Consider the following 17,466-nt stretch of genomic DNA (forward strand, 5'->3'; position numbering starts at 1 on the left):
GCCCCCGCCCCGGTCGCGTCACGCCTCGGCGTGCAGGCTCATCGGCCCGTAGATCTCGGTGGCGTCCTCGAACAGGCGGACCTGGTCCGCACCGCCCTCCTGAAGTTCCTTCCAGTGCTCCCCGATCCATGACTCGGCGTCCCCCTGGGTGGTGAACTCCTCGGGCTGCACCGCGGGCTGGACCTCCGCCCCGTCGGCCTTCTCGAACCGCCACGTCCATGCCGCCATCTACGCCTCCAAGGTGTCAGCACGTGCAAAGGGGGAGCCGGAACGAGGTCCGGCTCCTGCGCTGAGCCTAGTCGGCTGCGCGAGACCTGCGCGGACAGGCGAAAATCGGGGCGTGGAAATCACTTTTCTCGGCACCGGCGCCCCTGCGGGACTCCCCCGCCCCGACTGTCCGTGCGCGGCGTGCGCGAGCGCCCTCCGCGAGGGCGTGCGGGCCGCCACCGCGCTCCTCGTGGACGGGACGCTGATGCTCGACCTGACGCCGGGGGCGGCGTTCGCCGCGGCGCGGGCCGGGCGTTCGCTGGGGTCCGTGCGGCAGGTGCTGCTGACCCACCCGCACAACGGGCCCGCCGTGGAGGTGCCGGCGGGCGTGCCGCAGCCGGGCCGGGTGCCGGACGGCCGGGAGCTGGCGCTGCTGACGGGGCATCGGGTGCGGGCGGTGGCCATGGACGCGCCGGGCACCGGCTACGAGGTCACCGGGCCGGACGGGCGGCGCCTGCTGTACCTGCCGCCCGGGTGCGCGCCGGCCGGGCTGGAGGAGGGTTCGACGGGGCCGTACGACACGGTGGCCGCCGATGTCGTGGGGCGGCCGGACGCCCTGGCGAAGCTGCGGGCGGTGGGGGCGGTCGGGACGGCCACGGACGTCGTCGCCGTCCATCTGGACCACGACGTCCCGCCGGGTCCGGAGCTGCGGCGGCGGCTGGCGGCGGCGGGGGCGCGGGCGGTGCCGGACGGGACGACGCTGGTGGCGGGGGCGTACGAGAACGGCGCCGACGTGCCGTACGTGCCCCGGCGGACGCTGGTGCTGGGCGGCGCGCGGTCCGGGAAGTCGGTGGAGGCGGAGCGGCGCCTGGAGTCGTACCCCGATGTGCTGTACGTGGCGACGGGCGGCACCCGGGGCGGGGACACCGAGTGGGCGCAGCGGGTCGCCGCGCACCGGGAGCGGCGGCCGGGGTCGTGGCGGACGACCGAGACCTGCGACCTGGTGCCGCTGCTGGCCGAGGAGGGGGCGCCGCTGCTGGTGGACTGTCTGTCGCTGTGGCTGACGGACGCGATGGACGCGGTCGGGGCGTGGGACGACGCGGTGTGGGCGGACGGCGGGGAGCGGGCGCTGCGGGAGCGCGTGCACGCGCTCGTCGAGGCGGTCCGGGCGACGCGGCGGACCGTGGTGGCCGTCTCGAACGAGGTGGGGTCGGGGATCGTGCCGGCCACGGCCTCCGGACGGCGGTACCGGGACGAGTTGGGCCGGCTGAACGCGGCGTTCGCGGGTGAGTGCGAGCAGGTCGTCCTGGTGGTGGCGGGGCAGGCGGTCGTGCTGCGCGGCTGAGAGTGCCGGGTGCTGCCGTCCGGCGGGCGCGGGTGTCGCGTGGCCGGTCGCGCGGTTCCCCGCGCCCCACACACAGCACTGCCGTCGCCGGTGCCTCTCGGGTCAGGTGTGCTGTTTTCGGGCGATGATCCGGTAGGCGTTCGAGAGGTGGGTGCGGCGCAGCAGCGGGGCCAGGAGGTGGTCCAGGGCCCAGGCGACGGCCACCAGGGGGGCGCCGAGGCGGTCGAGCGGGGACGGCAGCAGCCGGCACAGGATCAGCGACGTCATGGCCGCGAGGTCGTACGGCAGGTGGGCGGCGCGGTGGTCCGTGGCGACGACCGTGCAGCCGTGGGCCTCCAGCGCCTCGCGGAGCGCGTCGGCCGGCATGAGGTGCAGATGGCCGGGGCGGCTGTGCGGTACCCAGGCCGGGCCGAGGAGCGTCGCGAACACGCAGCGCGGGTTGGGCAGTTCGAGGACGAGATGGCCACCGGGGCGCAGCACGGTCAGCGCGGCGCGCAGTTCCGCGAGCGGGTCGGGGGCGTGTTCCAGGTGCCGGAACATGCTGACGACGTCGTAGCGGGCGCGCAGCCGGTCCGTGATGCGGGGGTCCGTCAGATGCCCGACGTGGGCCTCCTCCACACGCTCGGCGACCCGCGCCTGCAGCACCCGGTGGCCGGCGTCGAGGCCGTCGAACGCGGTGTAGGGGAAGACCTCCTTGGCCGTCTCGGGGAAGCGGCCGTAGCCGGTGCCCACGTCGAGCCAGCTCTCCGGCTCGGGGAGGCCGAGCGCCGCTCGGGCGGCGGCCCGCAGATGGCGGGGGCCGCGCCGGGTGAGCCCGAGGTGGCGGGGGACGAAGGTGTGCTCCCGGCACGCGGCGAGGGTGAACGCGCAGGTGGTGTCCGGGCGTTCGGCGGGTGCGGTCGCGGTCATGAGGGGCTCCCGGGCGTGGGCGTACGGCAGGGGCGTACGGCGGAGACGGTGCGAGCATGCCCCGACAATCCACTGCAAAACGGAACGTATGGGATACCGATGGTGGGTGCAACGACGTCACCCGGGCGTGGTGGGCGCGCGGCGCCCGCATCGGAGCCGGCAGGGGGGCCGATCCGTTCGAGCGGTGCCGGTACTGTTCGGCGAATGAGCTCGCTTCAACTCGACGACTTCAGTGATCTGATCGAGCGCCCCGACGCGGGGGTACGCCGTGACGCCGAGGCACGCCGTGAGCGCCAGACCGTGCCGCCCGGGGCGCTGGGCCGCCTCGACGAGCTGGGCGAGTGGCTGGCGGCCGCCCAGTCCGCGGTGCCGGTGCGGCCGGTCGAACGACCCAAGGCCGTGCTGTTCGCCGGGGACCACGGGGTCGCCGGGCTCGGCGTGTCGGCACGCCCGGCGGGCAGCGCCGCGGAGCTGGTGCGGGAGATCCTGGAGGGCGCCCGGCCGGTGTCCGTGCTGGCGCGCCGGCTCGGCGTCCCGGTCCGCGTGGTCGACATGGCGCTGGACTGCGACCCGGGTTCACTCCCGGAGGACGTCGTACGGCACCGGGTGCGGCGCGGCAGCGGCCGTATCGACATCGAGGACGCGCTGACCCCCGAGGAGGCCGAGGCCGCGTTCCGGGCCGGGATGGCGGTCGCCGACGAGGAGGCCGACTCCGGTACGGACCTGGTGGTGCTGGGCGATGTGAGCGTCGGCGGGACCACCGCGGCCGGGGTGCTGATTGCCGCGCTGTGCGGGACGGACGCCTCGGTGGTCACCGGGCGGGGCGGGGTGGCCATCGACGATCTGGCGTGGATGCGCAAGTGCGCAGCGATCCGGGACGCCCTGCGCCGGGCGAGGCCGGTGCTCGGGGACCAGTTGCAGCTGCTGGCGACGGTGGGCGGGGCGGACCTCGCCGCGATCACCGGGTTCCTGCTGCAGAGCGCGGTGCGCAAGCTGCCGGTCGTGCTGGACGGGGTCGTGGTCGCCGCCTGCGCGCTGGTGGGCCAGCGGGTCGCGTTCCGGGCGCCGGACTGGTGGCTGGCCGCGCACGTCAGCGGGGAGCCGGGCCAGGCGAAGGCCCTGGACCGGATGGCCCTGGAGCCCCTGCTCGACCATGGCGTCCGGGTCGGCGAGGGGGCCGGCGGGCTGCTGGCGCTTCCGCTGGTGCAGGCCGCCGCGGCGCTGGCGGCGGAGCTGCCGGAGGACCCGGCGAAGACGGACGAGCCGCAGGCGGCCGCTGCGGAGTAGGGCGATCGGCGGGCGGCTGAGCAGGGAGCAGGACGAACCGGGCCATAGGATCACGGTTCGTGAGAGCTGACGGGCTCGGTCGCCTGGCCCGCGCCGAGTGGGGCCCGCTGTACCGGGCCGTGCGGGCCGGCTGGGCGCGGCGGCGGCGTGGGATGCCGCTGACGCTCGCCGTCGTCTGCCTCACCGGCTCGCGCAGGTGGTCCAGCAGCGGTCCTGGGGCCGGCCGGTCGTCCGGGATCTCGGGGGCGTACGGGCCGAGGACCCGCTGTGGCAGGCGCTCGCGCGTACCCCGCTGTCCCCGTTCGTGCCCGCCGCCGATCTGCCGGTGTGGGGCGCGCTCGCGCAGATCCTGGTCGTCCTCGGGATCGCCGAGCTGTCCCTGGGGCGGTGGCGGGCCCTGGCCGTCGCCTGCGCCGCGACACTCGCCGGGGCCCTCTCCGCGCGCCTGGGCATCGCGCTCGGGCCGGACCACCCGCTGGGGCTGCCCGCCCCGGACGCCCGGGTCGTGGACACCGGCCCGTCGGCCGCCGTCGTGGGGCCGGCCCTGTTCGCCGGATGGTGGCACGGGGCGTACCTCACGGCGGGTGCGGTGGCGGGGGCGATGGTCGTCGAGGTCGTCCTGAAGGACGACCTCGCCGGCCGGGAGCATGTGGCGGCCGTCGCGGCCGTGGCGGTGCTGTGCGCGGTGGCGCCGGGCGTCAGCGGCGTTCCAGGGCGCGGGCGGGCTCCACGTCGGGGGCGCCGCCGAGCCAGTCCTGAAATCTGCGGCTGGGGCCCAGCCAGCGCCGGTCGTGGTGGTAGGAGCGCAGCAGGGCCTTGGCGCGAGCGCGCGGCCGGCGGCGGTAGAAGCGTCTCGCCCAGGGGGACGTGGGCCGGGCCAGACGGACGGCGCCGAACAGGGCGACGAACGGGATGACCACGCCGAAGAGCGCCGTCCTGGCCTTGCCCTTGTAGAGGGCGAGCAGGGCGACCAGGAAGTTCCCGCCGATGGTGCCGAGCGCCGTCCCGCGGTCCTGCATCTCGTCCCGATCGAGGTCGTTGACGCCGAAGGGCGCGTAGCCGAGCAGGAGCAGGCCGACGAGAGCGGTGGTGAGCACGACCACCTCGACGCTCTTGCGGCCGTCCTCGCTCCAGTACACGTCGTCCAGGTGCAGGATCAGCGCGAACTCGTCCATCACCAGGCCGGCGCCCACCCCGAAGACCACGGCGGCCAGGGCCGAGCCGACGCCGCGCTGGCCGCCCGCGACCGCGCAGAAGCCGCCGACCACGGTGAGGATGATCCCGGGGACGACGTGGTGGATGTGGACGGAGCCGCTGCTGATGTTCCGGAAGGGGCCCTTGCCCGCCCGGATGAGGCGGGTGACGAGCCGGGTGACGAGGAACGTCACCACGAAGGCGGCCAGGGCCAGGAGCAGGGGGAGCTTCCCCGGTTCGACGATGTTGCGCTGCCACCAGTCACCCATGTCCTCAGTGTGGGCGGGACGGGGGTGGGCTGCCCGGCGGGACGGACGTCCGGGCTAGTCTGCGGGCGTGTCCATGACCCCACCGCCCCCGCACGGCCTCCGTTTCGCCTTCGGCACGCTGAGCGCGCTCCCGGTGCGGGTGGAGCGCTGGGACCGGGAGGCGGCGCGCGGCGGGATGCTGTGCGCCCCGCTGGTCGGGGTGGTGCTGGGCTGCGGGGCGGCGGCCGCCGCCCTGGTGCTGCTGTTCCTCGGCGCCGGTCCCCTGCTCGCCGCCGTCGCGGCGGCCGCCGTCCCGGCCGTCCTCACCCGGGGGCTGCACCTGGACGGGCTCGCCGACACCGCGGACGGGCTCGGCAGCGGCAAGCCGGCCGAGGACGCACTGCGGATCATGAAGCAGTCGGACATCGGGCCGTTCGGTGTGATCACGCTGCTGTTCGTCCTGCTCGCGCAGGTCGCCGCGCTGGCCCGGCTGTACGGCGACTCGTGGGTCCGGGGCGCTCTGGCCACCGCCGTCGCGGCCGTCACCGCCCGGCTCGCGCTCACCCTCGCCGCCCGCACGGGTGTGCCCACCGCCCGCCCGGAGGGACTGGGGGCCGCGGTCGCCGGGGTGGTCCCGGTGCGGGCCGCGGCCGGCGCCGCCCTGGCCGTGACCGCGGTGGCCGCCGCCGCGGGGGCGACCCTCGGCACGGACGGTGCCGTACGCGCCGCGGTAGCGGTCCTGGCCGCGCTCGGCTGCGCCGAGCTGCTGCTGCGGCACTGCGTCCGCCGCTTCGGCGGGGTCACCGGGGACGTCTTCGGCGGGCTCGCGGAGACGGCGGCCACGACCGCGCTCGTCGTGCTGTCGCTGGGCTGAGCCCCGGGCGGGGAACCGCCGCACGTCGCCGGGCGGACGGTCCCGACGGACGGCTACGGCAGCCGCAGCGTCACCGCCGTCTGGAGCGGCTCCGGCGTCGTCCACGCCGAGCGCAGACCCGCGTACGGGGTGCCGAAGACGGCGGTCCCGAGCAGGAGTTGCCTGCGGGTGCCCTCCGGGGCGGTCACCGGGATCTGCACCCCGGAGGGCGCGCTCACGGTGACCTTGGAGCCGACGCGGTAGGCGGTCACCCGGCCCTGGGAGAGGGCGGTCCGCCAGGCGTCACGGCGCTTGAACTCGGTGCCGATGGCGCTCTGGCGGAGATTCTCCAGCGGGGTGTTGTCCGCGAACAGGGCGCGGTGGTCGGCGAGCACCCTGTCCAGGACCGGGTAGAGGATCCGGTCCTCGGCCAGGTTGGACTGGTGGACGTAGTGCGGGCGCGGGTCGTTGGAGATGACGTGCCCGAGGGCGGCCCGGGCCTCCTGCGGCACGATGTGCTCCGCGTATCCGGTCGCGACGTCCAGCGGCTCGTCGAGGCAGGTGGAGAAAGAGCTGGACTCGCAGATGCCGCTGCCGCCGTCGGCCTTCGAGGTGTAGATCCAGTTGTACTCGTCGGCCATCTCCCGAGCGGTGCCCGTGTTGTAGTACACGTTCATCGGGTAGCGGGGCACGGTGAGGGCGGAGCCGACCGGGCGCTGGGCGGCCTCGCGGGAGTTGTCCGAGGCGATCCACCTGACCCCGTTGTCGGCGAGGGCGCCGGCCAGGTCGGGGTTGTCGGCGGGCTGCTGCGGCAGGGTCTTCAGGCCCGAGTGCTCGCCGGTGACCAGTTCCGTGCGGTCGAGCGGGAGGCCCTCGGCCACGCCCCAGGTGTGGTTGTCCCTGATCTGGGCGGAGATCTCGGACCGGCTCATGTACCGGACCGAGCCGTCGGCGTTCCTGGCGCAGCTCCACGGCACGGTCGAGGTGTCCTGCACACAGCCGAGGAACGGGTGCGTGTAGGTGTGGTTGATCCAGCGGTACTGGTCGCGGTCGGCGAGCAGCCGCGCGGTGAGGGCGTCGGTGCCGCCGTGCTCGGTCTTCCACTCCTCGCCCGAGCCCGCGTTGTAGACCATGTCCAGCTGGAAACCGCTCTCGCGCTGCCACTGCGCGGCCCGGACCGCGTCCTGCTCGGTCATCCGGATCGGCGGGGCCTCCTCGCCGCCGCCCCCGGCGCAGTCGATGTCCCCGGGTGTGCAGTTGCGCTCGGTGTCCCAGCGGGCGTCGGGCGCGAAGACGTCGTCGACGTGCACGGCGAGGTAGTTGCGCGCCCGGCCGAGGTGGACGCCCTGGGTCAGCCACTCGACGATGCCGCGGGCCAGCAGCCGGAACTGCTGCTGGTACTGGTTGTAGGCGAAGGTGACGACGAGCCGGCGGCGCCCGTCGGCGGCGTACTCGCCGACCAGGCTGCCCCGCCCGGAGCCCCCCGGCACCGGGACGTCGACGTAGCTGGTGAAGCCGGCGCGGGGCCGGGCGGCGTAGCCGTAACTCTCCGGCACGGACGGGTCGTTGTCCTCGAAGGTGAAGGCGCCGTCGAGATAGCCGAAGGCACCGGCCCGGCCCTGGGCGGTGACCGCGGCCTCGTGTCCGTCGAGGCTGCCCGCCCAGCCGCCCTCGGTGGTGTGGTCGAGGCCGACGCCCGGGTGGGCCCAGGTGTAGGCGTCCACCTGTGGGATGCCGAAGGCGCGCTCGAAGTCCTCCAGCGCGGTCTGCTCGGCCGAGCCCGCGCCGAAGGGGGCATCGTGGGGCAGCACGACGCCCTGGTACTTGGCGCGCGGGGTGCCGCCGACGCTGTCGCTGAGGAACGCCTGGGTGACGGCCGGGCGGTTCGTGTCGTTCAGGTCGACGGTGGTGTACGGGATGCCGGTGCTGCCGAGCTGTGCGGTGATGGCCTGGACCGCGCTGCCGCCGTCGTCCACGACGAGCACCTTGAGGTCGACGCGCGGTTCGGCCGCGGCCGAGGCACCGGGCACGCCCAGGCCCAGCGCCAGCAGACCGGCGGCCGCCGATACGGCGGCCGCCCCTCCAACGGTGCGCTCCGTGCGCCATGGTTCGTCCTTCCCCCCGGAGGATCCCCGGGCACTCCGCGTGCGGGAGCTGCGGAGGATCCGTGGAAATCATGCGAAACGGCGAGCGGATCGCTCGCCGGAAACCACACGAGTGTGACTCAGCTCACCGGTGCCGGGGATCGGGAAGCGGCGCGACGCCACGGACGGGTGACCGACCGCAGGAATGAGCGAATGCTCCTGCGAGCGTAGGCTCAGCCGCAGGTTCGTGCCGTACCGGGGAAGGCCCCGCTGACACCCGCACCGCCAGGTCGGAACTAGGGTCGGCCCTCGGGCCCGGCCGACCCACACCTTTCGGCCACCGCAACTTCACATCGGAAGCGAGAAATCACCACCGTGACTGCTCTGACTCTCAGCACCGCAGCGGCGCCCGGCCTGCGCGCCGACGCGCTCGTGATCGGTGTCGCCAAGGGCGCCGGCTCCAAGGGCGCGGGCCTGGTCGTCGCCCCCGGCGCCGAGGCCGTGGACCAGGCGTACGACGGCAAGCTCGGCGGCGTCCTGGAGACCCTCGGCGCATCCGGCTCCGAGGGCGAGGTGACGAAGCTCCCCGCCCCGTCCGGCTTCAAGACCCCGGTCGTCGTGGCGGTCGGCCTCGGCGCCCTGCCCGAGGACGAGGAGGCCGGTTTCGACGGCGAGGTCCTGCGCAAGGCGGCCGGTGTGGCCGGGCGCGCCCTCGCCGGTTCCAAAAAGGCCGCGTTCGCACTGCCGTTGGCCGACGCCGCCGACCTCGGCGCGATCGCCGAGGGAGTCCTGCTCGGCGCCTACTCCTTCGACGCCTACAAGAACACCTCCGGGGAGCGCGGGAACGGCAAGGCGCCCCTCGCCGAGGCCGTGCTGCTCGGCGCCAAGCCCCGCGACAAGGCGCACAAGGCCGCGCTCGAGCGCGCCACGGCCGTCTCCGAGGAGCTGAACCGCGCCCGGGACCTCATCAACACCCCCCCGAACGACCTCAACCCGGAGTCGTTCGCCGCGATCGCCGCGGCGGCCGCCAAGGAGCACGGCATCAAGGTGCAGGTGCTCGACGAGAAGGCGCTCGCCAAGGGCGGCTACGGCGGCATCCTCGGCGTCGGGGCCGGCTCCGCCTCCGGCCCGCGCCTGGTGAAGCTGTCGTACACGCACTCGCGCAACGCCAAGCACCTCGCCCTCGTGGGCAAGGGCATCACCTACGACTCGGGCGGCATCTCGCTGAAGCCGGCCGGGCACAACGAGACGATGAAGTGCGACATGAGCGGCGCGGCCGCCGTGTTCGCCGCCGTCGTCGCCGCCGCGCGCCTCGGCCTCGAGGTCAACGTCACCGGCTGGCTGGCGCTGGCCGAGAACATGCCCTCCGGCTCCGCCACCCGTCCCGGTGACGTGCTGCGCATGTTCAGCGGCAAGACCGTCGAGGTCCTCAACACCGACGCCGAGGGCCGGCTGGTACTGGCCGACGCGCTGTGGGCGGCCTCCCTGGAGAAGCCGGACGCCATCGTGGACGTGGCGACCCTGACCGGCGCGATGGTGCTGGCGCTCGGCTCCCGCACCTTCGGTGTGATGGCCAACGACGACGCGTTCCGCGCGGCCGTCGTGGAGGCCGCCGAGGAGGTCGGCGAGGCATCGTGGCCGATGCCGCTGCCGGAGCACCTGCGCAAGGGCATGGACTCCCCGACCGCCGACATCGCCAACATGGGCGAGCGGATGGGCGGCGGCCTGGTCGCGGGTCTCTTCCTGCGCGAGTTCGTGGGCGAGGGCATCACCTGGGCGCACCTCGACATCGCCGGCCCGGCGTTCAACGAGGGCGGCCCCTTCGGGTACACGCCCAAGGGCGGCACGGGCTCCGCGGTGCGGACGCTGGTGCGGCTGGCCGAGCTGACGGCCGCGGGCGACCTGGGCTGACACCCGGTTCCCGGCCGACGGGGCCTCGCACGCGGGTAGGGCGAGGCCCCGTCTCCGTCGGGTTCACGGCCCACCGGACGGCGGTGAGTGGGACGTCTCACACACCGGCCCGGCGTCTCGTTCGGTGTGGACAGGTGCGAAGATGGGGCTCGGCAGGACAGGGCCCCCACCACAGGGCCGAAGAAAGAGCGGCCGGACACCAGCCGCCGACCGGTCAACGCTGACCGGCGTACGGCGCACATGCATGGAGGACGTGACGTGGCGAACGACGCCAGCACCGTTTTCGACCTAGTGATCCTCGGCGGTGGTAGTGGCGGTTACGCCGCGGCCCTGCGCGGAGCGCAGCTGGGCCTGGACGTCGCCCTGATCGAGAAGGACAAGGTCGGCGGCACCTGCCTGCACCGGGGATGCATCCCCACCAAGGCCCTGCTGCACGCGGGCGAGATCGCCGACCAGGCCCGCGAGAGCGCGCAGTTCGGCGTGAAGGCCACCTTCGAGGGCATCGACATCGCCGGGGTCCACAAGTACAAGGACGGCGTGATCGCCGGTCTGTACAAGGGACTCCAGGGTCTCGTGGCCTCCCGCAAGGTGACGTACATCGAGGGTGAGGGCCGGCTGTCCTCCCCCACCTCCGTCGACGTGAACGGGCAGCGGATCCAGGGCCGCCACGTGCTGCTCGCCACCGGCTCCGTGCCGAAGTCCCTGCCGGGCCTGGACATCGACGGCGACCGGATCATCTCCTCGGACCACGCCCTCGTCCTGGACCGCGTGCCGAAGTCCGCGATCATCCTGGGCGGCGGCGTCATCGGCGTCGAGTTCGCCTCGGCGTGGAAGTCGTTCGGCGCCGACGTCACGGTCATCGAGGGCCTGAAGCACCTCGTCCCGGTCGAGGACGAGAACAGCTCCAAGCTCCTGGAGCGCGCCTTCCGCAAGCGCGGCATCAAGTTCAACCTGGGCACCTTCTTCCAGAAGGCCGAGTACACCCAGGACGGTGTCAAGGTCACCCTCGCCGACGGCAAGGAGTTCGAGGCCGAGGTGCTGCTGGTCGCCGTCGGCCGCGGCCCGGTCTCGCAGGGCCTCGGCTACGAGGAGCAGGGCGTCGCGATGGACCGCGGCTACGTCCTCGTCGACGAGTACATGCGCACCAACGTGCCGACCGTCTCCGCCGTCGGTGACCTCGTCCCCACCCTCCAGCTCGCGCACGTCGGCTTCGCCGAGGGCATCCTGGTGGCCGAGCGGCTGGCCGGTCTGAAGACCGTCCCGATCGACTACGACGGTGTCCCCCGCGTGACCTACTGCCACCCGGAGGTCGCCTCCGTCGGCATCACCGAGGCCAAGGCCAAGGAGATCTACGGTGCGGACAAGGTCGTCGCTCTGAAGTACAACCTCGCGGGCAACGGCAAGAGCAAGATCCTGAACACCGCGGGCGAGATCAAGCTCGTCCAGGTCAAGGACGGCGCCGTGGTCGGCGTCCACATGGTCGGCGACCGCATGGGGGAGCAGGTCGGCGAGGCCCAGCTGATCTACAACTGGGAGGCGCTGCCGGCCGAGGTCGCCCAGCTCATCCACGCCCACCCGACGCAGAACGAGGCGCTCGGCGAGGCGCACCTGGCCCTGGCGGGCAAGCCGCTGCACGCGCACGACTGACCCTCGGCCGACGAAGCGACTCCGCGTCAAAGCGACGCCCACAGACTTCCGCAATTCGTAAGGAGCAACCGAAACCATGGCGGTTTCCGTAACCCTTCCGGCGCTCGGCGAGAGCGTCACCGAGGGCACCGTCACCCGCTGGCTGAAGGCCGAGGGTGAGCGCGTCGAGGCCGACGAGCCGCTGCTCGAGGTCTCCACCGACAAGGTCGACACCGAGATCCCCTCGCCCGCGTCCGGCGTGCTGTCCTCCATCAAGGTCGCCGAGGACGAGACGGTCGAGGTCGGCGCCGAGCTGGCCGTGATCGACGACGGCTCCGGCGCCCCGGCCGCCGCCCCGGCCCCGGCCGCCGAGCCCGAGCCCGAGCCCGCCGCGGCTCCGGAGCCGGCCGCCGCCGCGCCGTCCACCGAGCAGGCCGCCCCGGCGCCCGCTCCGACCGCCGAGGCCGCGTCCGGCGGCGGCTCCGCCGAGGGCACGGACGTCGTCCTGCCCGCGCTCGGCGAGTCCGTCACCGAGGGCACCGTCACCCGCTGGCTGAAGTCGGTCGGTGACTCCGTCGAGGCCGACGAGCCGCTGCTCGAGGTCTCCACGGACAAGGTCGACACCGAGATCCCCGCCCCCGCGTCCGGCACCCTGCTGGAGATCGTGGTCGGCGAGGACGAGACGGCCGAGGTCGGCGCCAAGCTCGCCGTCATCGGCGCCGCGGGTGCCGCTCCGGCGGCCGCCCCGGCGCAGGAGGCCCCGGCCCCCGCCGCGCAGGCTCCGGCCGCCCCCGCGGAGCCGGCCCAGCCCGCCGAGCCCGCCCCGGCCCCCGCCGCCCCGGCCGCGCCCGCCGCTGCCGCCCCGGCACCGGCCCAGCCCGCCGCCCCGGCCCCCGCTCCGGCGGCCCCGGCAGCTCCGGCTCCGGCGAAGGCCCCCGCCGCCCCCGCCTCTCCGGCCGCCCAGGCCACCGACGAGGGCGCCTACGTCACCCCGCTGGTGCGCAAGCTGGCCGCCGAGCACGGCGTCGACCTGGGCTCCGTCAAGGGCACCGGCGTCGGCGGCCGTATCCGCAAGCAGGACGTCGTCGCCGCCGCCGAGGCCGCGAAGGCCGCCACCACCGCGCCGGCTCCGGCCGCCGCGGCCCCGGCCGCCAAGAAGGCGCCGACCCTGGAGGCCTCCCCCCTCCGCGGCCAGACCGTCAAGATGCCGCGCATCCGCAAGGTCATCGGCGACAACATGGTCAAGGCGCTGCGCGAGCAGGCGCAGCTGTCCTCGGTCGTCGAGGTCGACGTCACCCGCCTGATGCGCCTGCGCGCCCAGGCCAAGGACTCCTTCGCCGCGCGCGAGGGCGTCAAGCTCTCCCCGATGCCGTTCTTCGTGAAGGCGGCGGCCCAGGCGCTGAAGGCCCACCCGGTCATCAACGCCAGGATCAACGAGGCCGAGGGCACGATCACCTACTTCGACTCCGAGAACGTCGGAATCGCGGTGGACTCCGAGAAGGGCCTGATGACCCCGGTCATCAAGCACGCCGGCGACCTCAACATCGCGGGCATCGCCAAGGCCACGGCGGAGCTGGCGGGCAAGGTCCGCAGCAACAAGATCACGCCCGACGAGCTGTCCGGCGCGACCTTCACCATCTCCAACACTGGTTCGCGCGGTGCGCTCTTCGACACGATCATCGTGCCGCCGGGCCAGGTCGCGATCCTCGGCATCGGTGCCACGGTCAAGCGCCCGGCGGTCATCGAGACCGAGGAGGGCACGGTCATCGGCGTCCGCGACATGACGTACCTGACCCTGTCCTACGACCACCGCCTGGTGGACGGCGCCGACGCGGCCCGCTACCTGACGGCGGTCAAGACGATCCTCGAGGCGGGCGAGTTCGAGGTCGAGCTCGGCCTCTGAGGGTCCTTCTGATCGGCATACGGCGCCCCGCCCGGGCTCACCCGGGCGGGGCGCCGCTTGTTCCGGCAGGGCCGCACCGCGACGCCCGCGAGCGCGCGGGGAACGGCGCGACCGGTCACGACGGGCCCGCGCCCGCCCGCCGGCCCCGCACACCCGGCTCCTGGGCGCCCTGCGCTTCGAACCCCGTGTAAGTCTCGTCTCACCTGCACCAAAGCACCGCTGTCACCCCACCCCGCGGAGCGCGACCGCCGTATTGTCTAAACGTCAACGCGCCCTAAGGAGCTTTCATGACCGCGCCCGTCATCCACTCGCTGCGCGAACAGATCCGCGAGCACATCCTTGAGGGGATCATCAGCGGGCGCTGGCAGCCGGGCGAGCGGATCGTCGAGCGGCGCATCGCCACCGAGCTGGAGGTCAGCCAGACCCCGGTGCGGGAGGCACTGCGCGAGCTGGAGTCGCTGCGGCTGATCGAGTCCGCCCCGAACAAGGGCGTGCGGGTGCGGAACCTGACCGCGGGCGACCTGGAGGAGAGCTACCCGGTCCGGGCCGGCCTGGAGGCCATAGCCGCCGAGCTGGCGGCGGACCGCCTCGCCGAGGACTGCTCCGCGCTGGAACCGCACGTGGCGGCCCTGTACGAGGCCGACCGGGACGCCGACGGCACCGGGCAGGTGCGGCACACCGTGGGCTTCCACCGCGAGCTGGTGCGGGCCGCGGGCAACTCGGTGCTGCTGCACACCTGGGAGGGCCTCGGCATCGAGGTCTTCACCGCTCTGTCCATCCGCTGGCTCGGCACCGTTCAGCAGTCGTACGCGGAGGAGCACGAGGAGCTCGTCCAGGCGTTCCGCCGGCGGGACCCGAGGATCGCGGAACTGGTGAAGGCGCACGTGCTCGGCTGCGCCCCCAGGGCCTGATCCGACAGGCGAGCATCACCCCGCTCACCTGCGGAGATCCTTCGAAAACGCGGCACCCGGTGCCATTCACCGAGGCACCGCATGCCGACTTTCCCCGGATCGCCGTGTTTTACCCCGGAACCCTTTGATCGATCATCGATCAGGGAGTTATTGTCACCGCTGGACCTCTACCGAGGTCCCCGCCCTGTCCTGCCAAAGACAAAGGGCAACCCCGAACCCTTGCCGATGAGGGAACCCCCTTCGACTGAGGAAGGCGGCGACATGACCGACCCCAACGCCATCCAGCCGAGCGCGCTCGACCAGCTCCCCGACCGTGACCCGGAGGAGACCGCCGAGTGGCAGGCCTCGCTGGACGCGGTCGCCAAGGCGGCTGGCCCGCACCGCGCCGCATACCTGATGCGCCGCACGCTGGAGCGGGCCGAGGGCACCGGCATCGCGCTGCCGAAGCTCCTCGAGACCGACTACGTCAACACCATCCCGACCGCCGGTGAGCCCGGCGTACCCGGTGACGAGGAGATGGAGCGCCGGATCACCGCGTGGAACCGCTGGAACGCGGCCGCGATGGTGACCCGGGGCTCCAAGCACGGCGTCGGCGGCCACATCGCCACCTTCGCCTCCGCCGCCTGGCTCTACGAGACCGGCTTCAACCACTTCTTCAAGGGCAAGGAGGGCGACGGCAGCGGCGACCAGCTCTACATCCAGGGCCACGCCTCGCCGGGCATCTACGCCCGCGCCTTCCTCGACGGCCGCCTCACCGAGCAGCACCTGGACAACTTCCGCCAGGAGGCCGGCGGCAACGGCCTGCCGTCGTACCCGCACCCGCGCCGGCTGCCCTGGCTGTGGGAGTTCCCGACGGTGTCCATGGGCCTCGGCCCGCTGTCGGCGATCTACCAGGCGCGCTTCAACCGCTATCTGACCGCCCGTGGCATCAAGGACGTCTCGTCCTCCCACGTCTGGGCGTTCCTCGGTGACGGTGAGATGGACGAGCCGGAGTCGACGGCCGCCCTCGCACTCGCCTCCCGCGAGGGCCTGGACAACCTGACCTTCGTCATCAACTGCAACCTGCAGCGCCTCGACGGCCCGGTCCGCGCCAACTTCAAGATCGTGCAGGAGCTGGAGGCCCAGTTCCGCGGCGCCGGCTGGAACGTGGTCAAGACGCTGTGGGGCACGGCCTGGGACGAGCTGTTCCAGCTCGACACCACGGGCGCGCTCGTACGCCGCCTGCGTGAGGTACCGGACGCGCAGGTGCAGACGTACCAGACGCGCGACGCCGCCTACATCCGCGAGGACTTCTTCGGCAAGGACCCGGCGCTCGCCGAGATGGCGAAGCTGCTGAGCGACGACAAGATCCTCGAGTGCTTCCACCTCTCCCGCGGTGGCCACGAGGCCCGCAAGGTGTACGCCGCCTACAAGGCCGCCGTCGAGTTCAAGGGCGCGCCGACCGTGATCCTGGCCCAGACGGTCAAGGGCCACACCCTCGGTGAGGGCTTCGCGTCGAAGAACGCCAACCACCAGATGAAGAAGCTGACGGTGGACGAGTTCAAGGCGATGCGCGACCGCCTGGACCTGCCGGTCGCGGACAGCGACTTCGTCGACGGCGTGGTGCCCTACGGCCACCCGGGCGCCGACTCCCCCGAGGTGCGCTACCTCCAGGAGCGCCGCGCGGCCCTCGGCGGTCCCGCCCCGGCCCGCCGCCTCCACCCGGTGGCCCCGCTGCCGGCCCCCGCCGACAAGGCGTTCGCCGCCTTCGACAAGGGCTCCGGCTCGCAGAACGTGGCCACCACCATGGCCTTCGTCCGTCTGGTCAAGGACCTGGTCCGCGACAAGGAGACGGGCCGGCGCTGGGTGCCGATCGTCCCCGACGAGGCGCGCACCTTCGGCATGGAGAGCCTCTTCCCGTCCCTCGGCATCTACTCGCCGAAGGGCCAGACGTACGAGCCGGTCGACCGCGACCAGCTCATGTACTACAAGGAGGCCAAGAACGGGCAGATCCTCAACGAGGGGATCACCGAGGCCGGTTCGATGGCCGACTTCATCGCCGCTTCGACGTCGTACGCGACGCACGGCGAGGCGATGATCCCGTTCTACATCTTCTACTCGATGTTCGGCTGGCAGCGCACGGCCGACCAGATGTGGCAGCTCGGCGACCAGCTCGGCCGCGGCTTCCTCGTCGGCGCGACGGCCGGCCGCACCACCCTGACCGGTGAGGGCCTGCAGCACGCCGACGGCCACTCCCCCGTCATCGCGGCGACCAACCCGGCGGCGCTGACGTACGACCCGGCCTTCGCCTACGAGGTCGCGGCCATCGTCAAGGACGGTCTGCGCCGGATGTACGGCGAGGCGGCCCCCGGCGAGGACCAGGACGTCTTCTACTACCTGACCGTCTACAACGAGCCGCTGCCGCAGCCCGCGAAGCCCGTGGTGGACGGCATCGACCAGGGCATCGTCAAGGGCCTGTACCGCTTCAACACGGCGGAGACGGCCGGGCTGTCCCCGGCGGCGAACGCCCCGCGCGTCCAGCTGCTGGGCTCCGGCACCGCGATCCACTGGGCGCTGAAGGCGCAGCGGCTGCTCGCCGAGGAGTGGGGCGTGGCCGCCGACGTGTGGTCCGCGACCTCTTGGACGGAGCTGCGCCGCGACGCGCTGGAGGCCGACGCGGCCCTGCTGCGCGGCGAGGAGCGGACGCCGTACGTCCGCCAGGCGCTCCAGGGCGCCGAGGGCCCGGTGCTCGCGGTCTCCGACTACATGCGCCAGGTCCCGGACCAGATCGCGCAGTGGGTCGAGCAGGACTGGTCCTCGCTCGGGGCCGACGGCTTCGGTCTCTCCGACACCCGTGACGCGGCCCGCCGTCACTTCGGGGTCGACGCCGAGTCGATCGTCGTCGCGGCGCTGGCCCAGCTCGCGAAGCGCGGCGAGGTCCAGGCCAGCGCGGTGAAGGAAGCCCGCGAGAAGTACGGCCTGTAAGCGGCCGGGGAATGACGAAGGGGT

The 17,466-nt window shown here is 73.4% G+C and carries 12 protein-coding genes and 1 pseudogene; 9 read left to right on the plus strand and 4 right to left on the minus strand.

Going from position 1 to position 17,466, the window contains the following annotated elements; translation table 11 throughout:
- Window positions 1-18: 18 nt before the first annotated feature.
- Window positions 19-228: a hypothetical protein gene (locus ABZ899_RS10340; RefSeq protein ID WP_062667600.1), complete on the minus strand. Its 210-nt coding sequence runs from the start codon at window positions 226-228 to the stop codon at window positions 19-21.
- A gap of 112 nt (window positions 229-340) precedes the next feature.
- Between ABZ899_RS10340 and ABZ899_RS10345 the strand changes: the two genes are divergently transcribed.
- Complete coding sequence (locus ABZ899_RS10345; protein ID WP_361343623.1) at window positions 341-1,552, plus strand: bifunctional adenosylcobinamide kinase/adenosylcobinamide-phosphate guanylyltransferase; 1,212 nt, start codon at window positions 341-343, stop codon at window positions 1,550-1,552.
- A gap of 102 nt (window positions 1,553-1,654) precedes the next feature.
- Here ABZ899_RS10345 and ABZ899_RS10350 read toward each other — a convergent pair whose 3' ends face one another.
- Window positions 1,655-2,461: a class I SAM-dependent methyltransferase gene (locus tag ABZ899_RS10350; protein ID WP_361343626.1), complete on the minus strand. Its 807-nt coding sequence runs from the start codon at window positions 2,459-2,461 to the stop codon at window positions 1,655-1,657.
- Window positions 2,462-2,665: 204 nt separating this feature from the next.
- Here ABZ899_RS10350 and cobT point away from each other — a divergent pair, with 204 nt between their 5' ends.
- Both cobT and ABZ899_RS10360 read left to right on the plus strand, forming a co-directional pair.
- Window positions 2,666-3,748: a nicotinate-nucleotide--dimethylbenzimidazole phosphoribosyltransferase gene (cobT, locus tag ABZ899_RS10355; protein WP_361343628.1), complete on the plus strand. Its 1,083-nt coding sequence runs from the start codon at window positions 2,666-2,668 to the stop codon at window positions 3,746-3,748.
- A 59-nt stretch (window positions 3,749-3,807) separates the two neighbouring features.
- Window positions 3,808-4,507: pseudogene (locus ABZ899_RS10360) on the plus strand (hypothetical protein).
- Here the strand turns inward: ABZ899_RS10360 and ABZ899_RS10365 are convergent.
- Window positions 4,447-5,211 carry a hypothetical protein gene (locus tag ABZ899_RS10365; protein WP_361343631.1) on the minus strand — a complete coding sequence of 255 codons (765 nt, stop codon included), beginning with the start codon at window positions 5,209-5,211 and terminating at the stop codon, window positions 4,447-4,449. The pseudogene ABZ899_RS10360 and the gene ABZ899_RS10365 overlap by 61 nt on opposite strands.
- 73 nt (window positions 5,212-5,284) lie before the next feature.
- Between ABZ899_RS10365 and ABZ899_RS10370 the strand changes: the two genes are divergently transcribed.
- Window positions 5,285-6,064 carry an adenosylcobinamide-GDP ribazoletransferase gene (locus ABZ899_RS10370; RefSeq protein WP_361344606.1) on the plus strand — a complete coding sequence of 260 codons (780 nt, stop codon included), beginning with the start codon at window positions 5,285-5,287 and terminating at the stop codon, window positions 6,062-6,064.
- 53 nt (window positions 6,065-6,117) lie between these two features.
- Here the strand turns inward: ABZ899_RS10370 and ABZ899_RS10375 are convergent, their stop codons facing one another.
- The gene (locus tag ABZ899_RS10375; protein ID WP_361343634.1) at window positions 6,118-8,073 is read right to left on the minus strand and encodes a hypothetical protein; all 1,956 of its coding nucleotides are present in this window, start codon (window positions 8,071-8,073) and stop codon (window positions 6,118-6,120) included.
- Window positions 8,074-8,502: 429 nt separating this feature from the next.
- Between ABZ899_RS10375 and ABZ899_RS10380 the strand changes: the two genes are divergently transcribed.
- From ABZ899_RS10380 to aceE, 5 genes are all read left to right on the plus strand, one after another.
- A complete protein-coding gene (locus ABZ899_RS10380) occupies window positions 8,503-10,038 on the plus strand; it encodes a leucyl aminopeptidase (protein WP_361343637.1) in 1,536 nt (511 codons plus the stop codon).
- A gap of 258 nt (window positions 10,039-10,296) precedes the next feature.
- The gene (gene lpdA / locus ABZ899_RS10385; RefSeq protein ID WP_361343639.1) at window positions 10,297-11,685 is read left to right on the plus strand and encodes a dihydrolipoyl dehydrogenase; all 1,389 of its coding nucleotides are present in this window, start codon (window positions 10,297-10,299) and stop codon (window positions 11,683-11,685) included.
- Between the two features lie 76 nt (window positions 11,686-11,761).
- The gene (gene sucB, locus ABZ899_RS10390; RefSeq protein WP_361343642.1) at window positions 11,762-13,567 is read left to right on the plus strand and encodes a 2-oxoglutarate dehydrogenase, E2 component, dihydrolipoamide succinyltransferase; all 1,806 of its coding nucleotides are present in this window, start codon (window positions 11,762-11,764) and stop codon (window positions 13,565-13,567) included.
- 287 nt (window positions 13,568-13,854) lie between these two features.
- On the plus strand, window positions 13,855-14,478 hold the full coding sequence (locus ABZ899_RS10395; RefSeq protein ID WP_361343645.1) for a GntR family transcriptional regulator: 624 nt from the start codon (window positions 13,855-13,857) through the stop codon (window positions 14,476-14,478).
- A 261-nt stretch (window positions 14,479-14,739) separates the two neighbouring features.
- A complete protein-coding gene (gene aceE, locus ABZ899_RS10400) occupies window positions 14,740-17,442 on the plus strand; it encodes a pyruvate dehydrogenase (acetyl-transferring), homodimeric type (RefSeq protein WP_361343647.1) in 2,703 nt (900 codons plus the stop codon).
- Window positions 17,443-17,466: the final 24 nt, after the last annotated feature.

The organism is Streptomyces sp. NPDC046859, from assembly GCF_040645135.1.
Classification (GTDB): Bacteria; Actinomycetota; Actinomycetes; order Streptomycetales; family Streptomycetaceae; genus Streptomyces.

What these genes read in the sequence shown, in the direction of transcription:
- ABZ899_RS10365 (WP_361343631.1), bottom strand. Translation starts at nt 5,211, where the DNA reads ATGGGTGACTGGTGGCAGCGCAACATCGTCGAACCGGGGAAGCTCCCC.
- cobT (WP_361343628.1), top strand. Translation starts at nt 2,666, where the DNA reads ATGAGCTCGCTTCAACTCGACGACTTCAGTGATCTGATCGAGCGCCCC.
- ABZ899_RS10370 (WP_361344606.1), top strand. Translation starts at nt 5,285, where the DNA reads ATGACCCCACCGCCCCCGCACGGCCTCCGTTTCGCCTTCGGCACGCTG.
- ABZ899_RS10350 (WP_361343626.1), bottom strand. Translation starts at nt 2,461, where the DNA reads ATGACCGCGACCGCACCCGCCGAACGCCCGGACACCACCTGCGCGTTC.
- ABZ899_RS10395 (WP_361343645.1), top strand. Translation starts at nt 13,855, where the DNA reads ATGACCGCGCCCGTCATCCACTCGCTGCGCGAACAGATCCGCGAGCAC.
- aceE (WP_361343647.1), top strand. Translation starts at nt 14,740, where the DNA reads ATGACCGACCCCAACGCCATCCAGCCGAGCGCGCTCGACCAGCTCCCC.
- ABZ899_RS10340 (WP_062667600.1), bottom strand. Translation starts at nt 228, where the DNA reads ATGGCGGCATGGACGTGGCGGTTCGAGAAGGCCGACGGGGCGGAGGTC.
- sucB (WP_361343642.1), top strand. Translation starts at nt 11,762, where the DNA reads ATGGCGGTTTCCGTAACCCTTCCGGCGCTCGGCGAGAGCGTCACCGAG.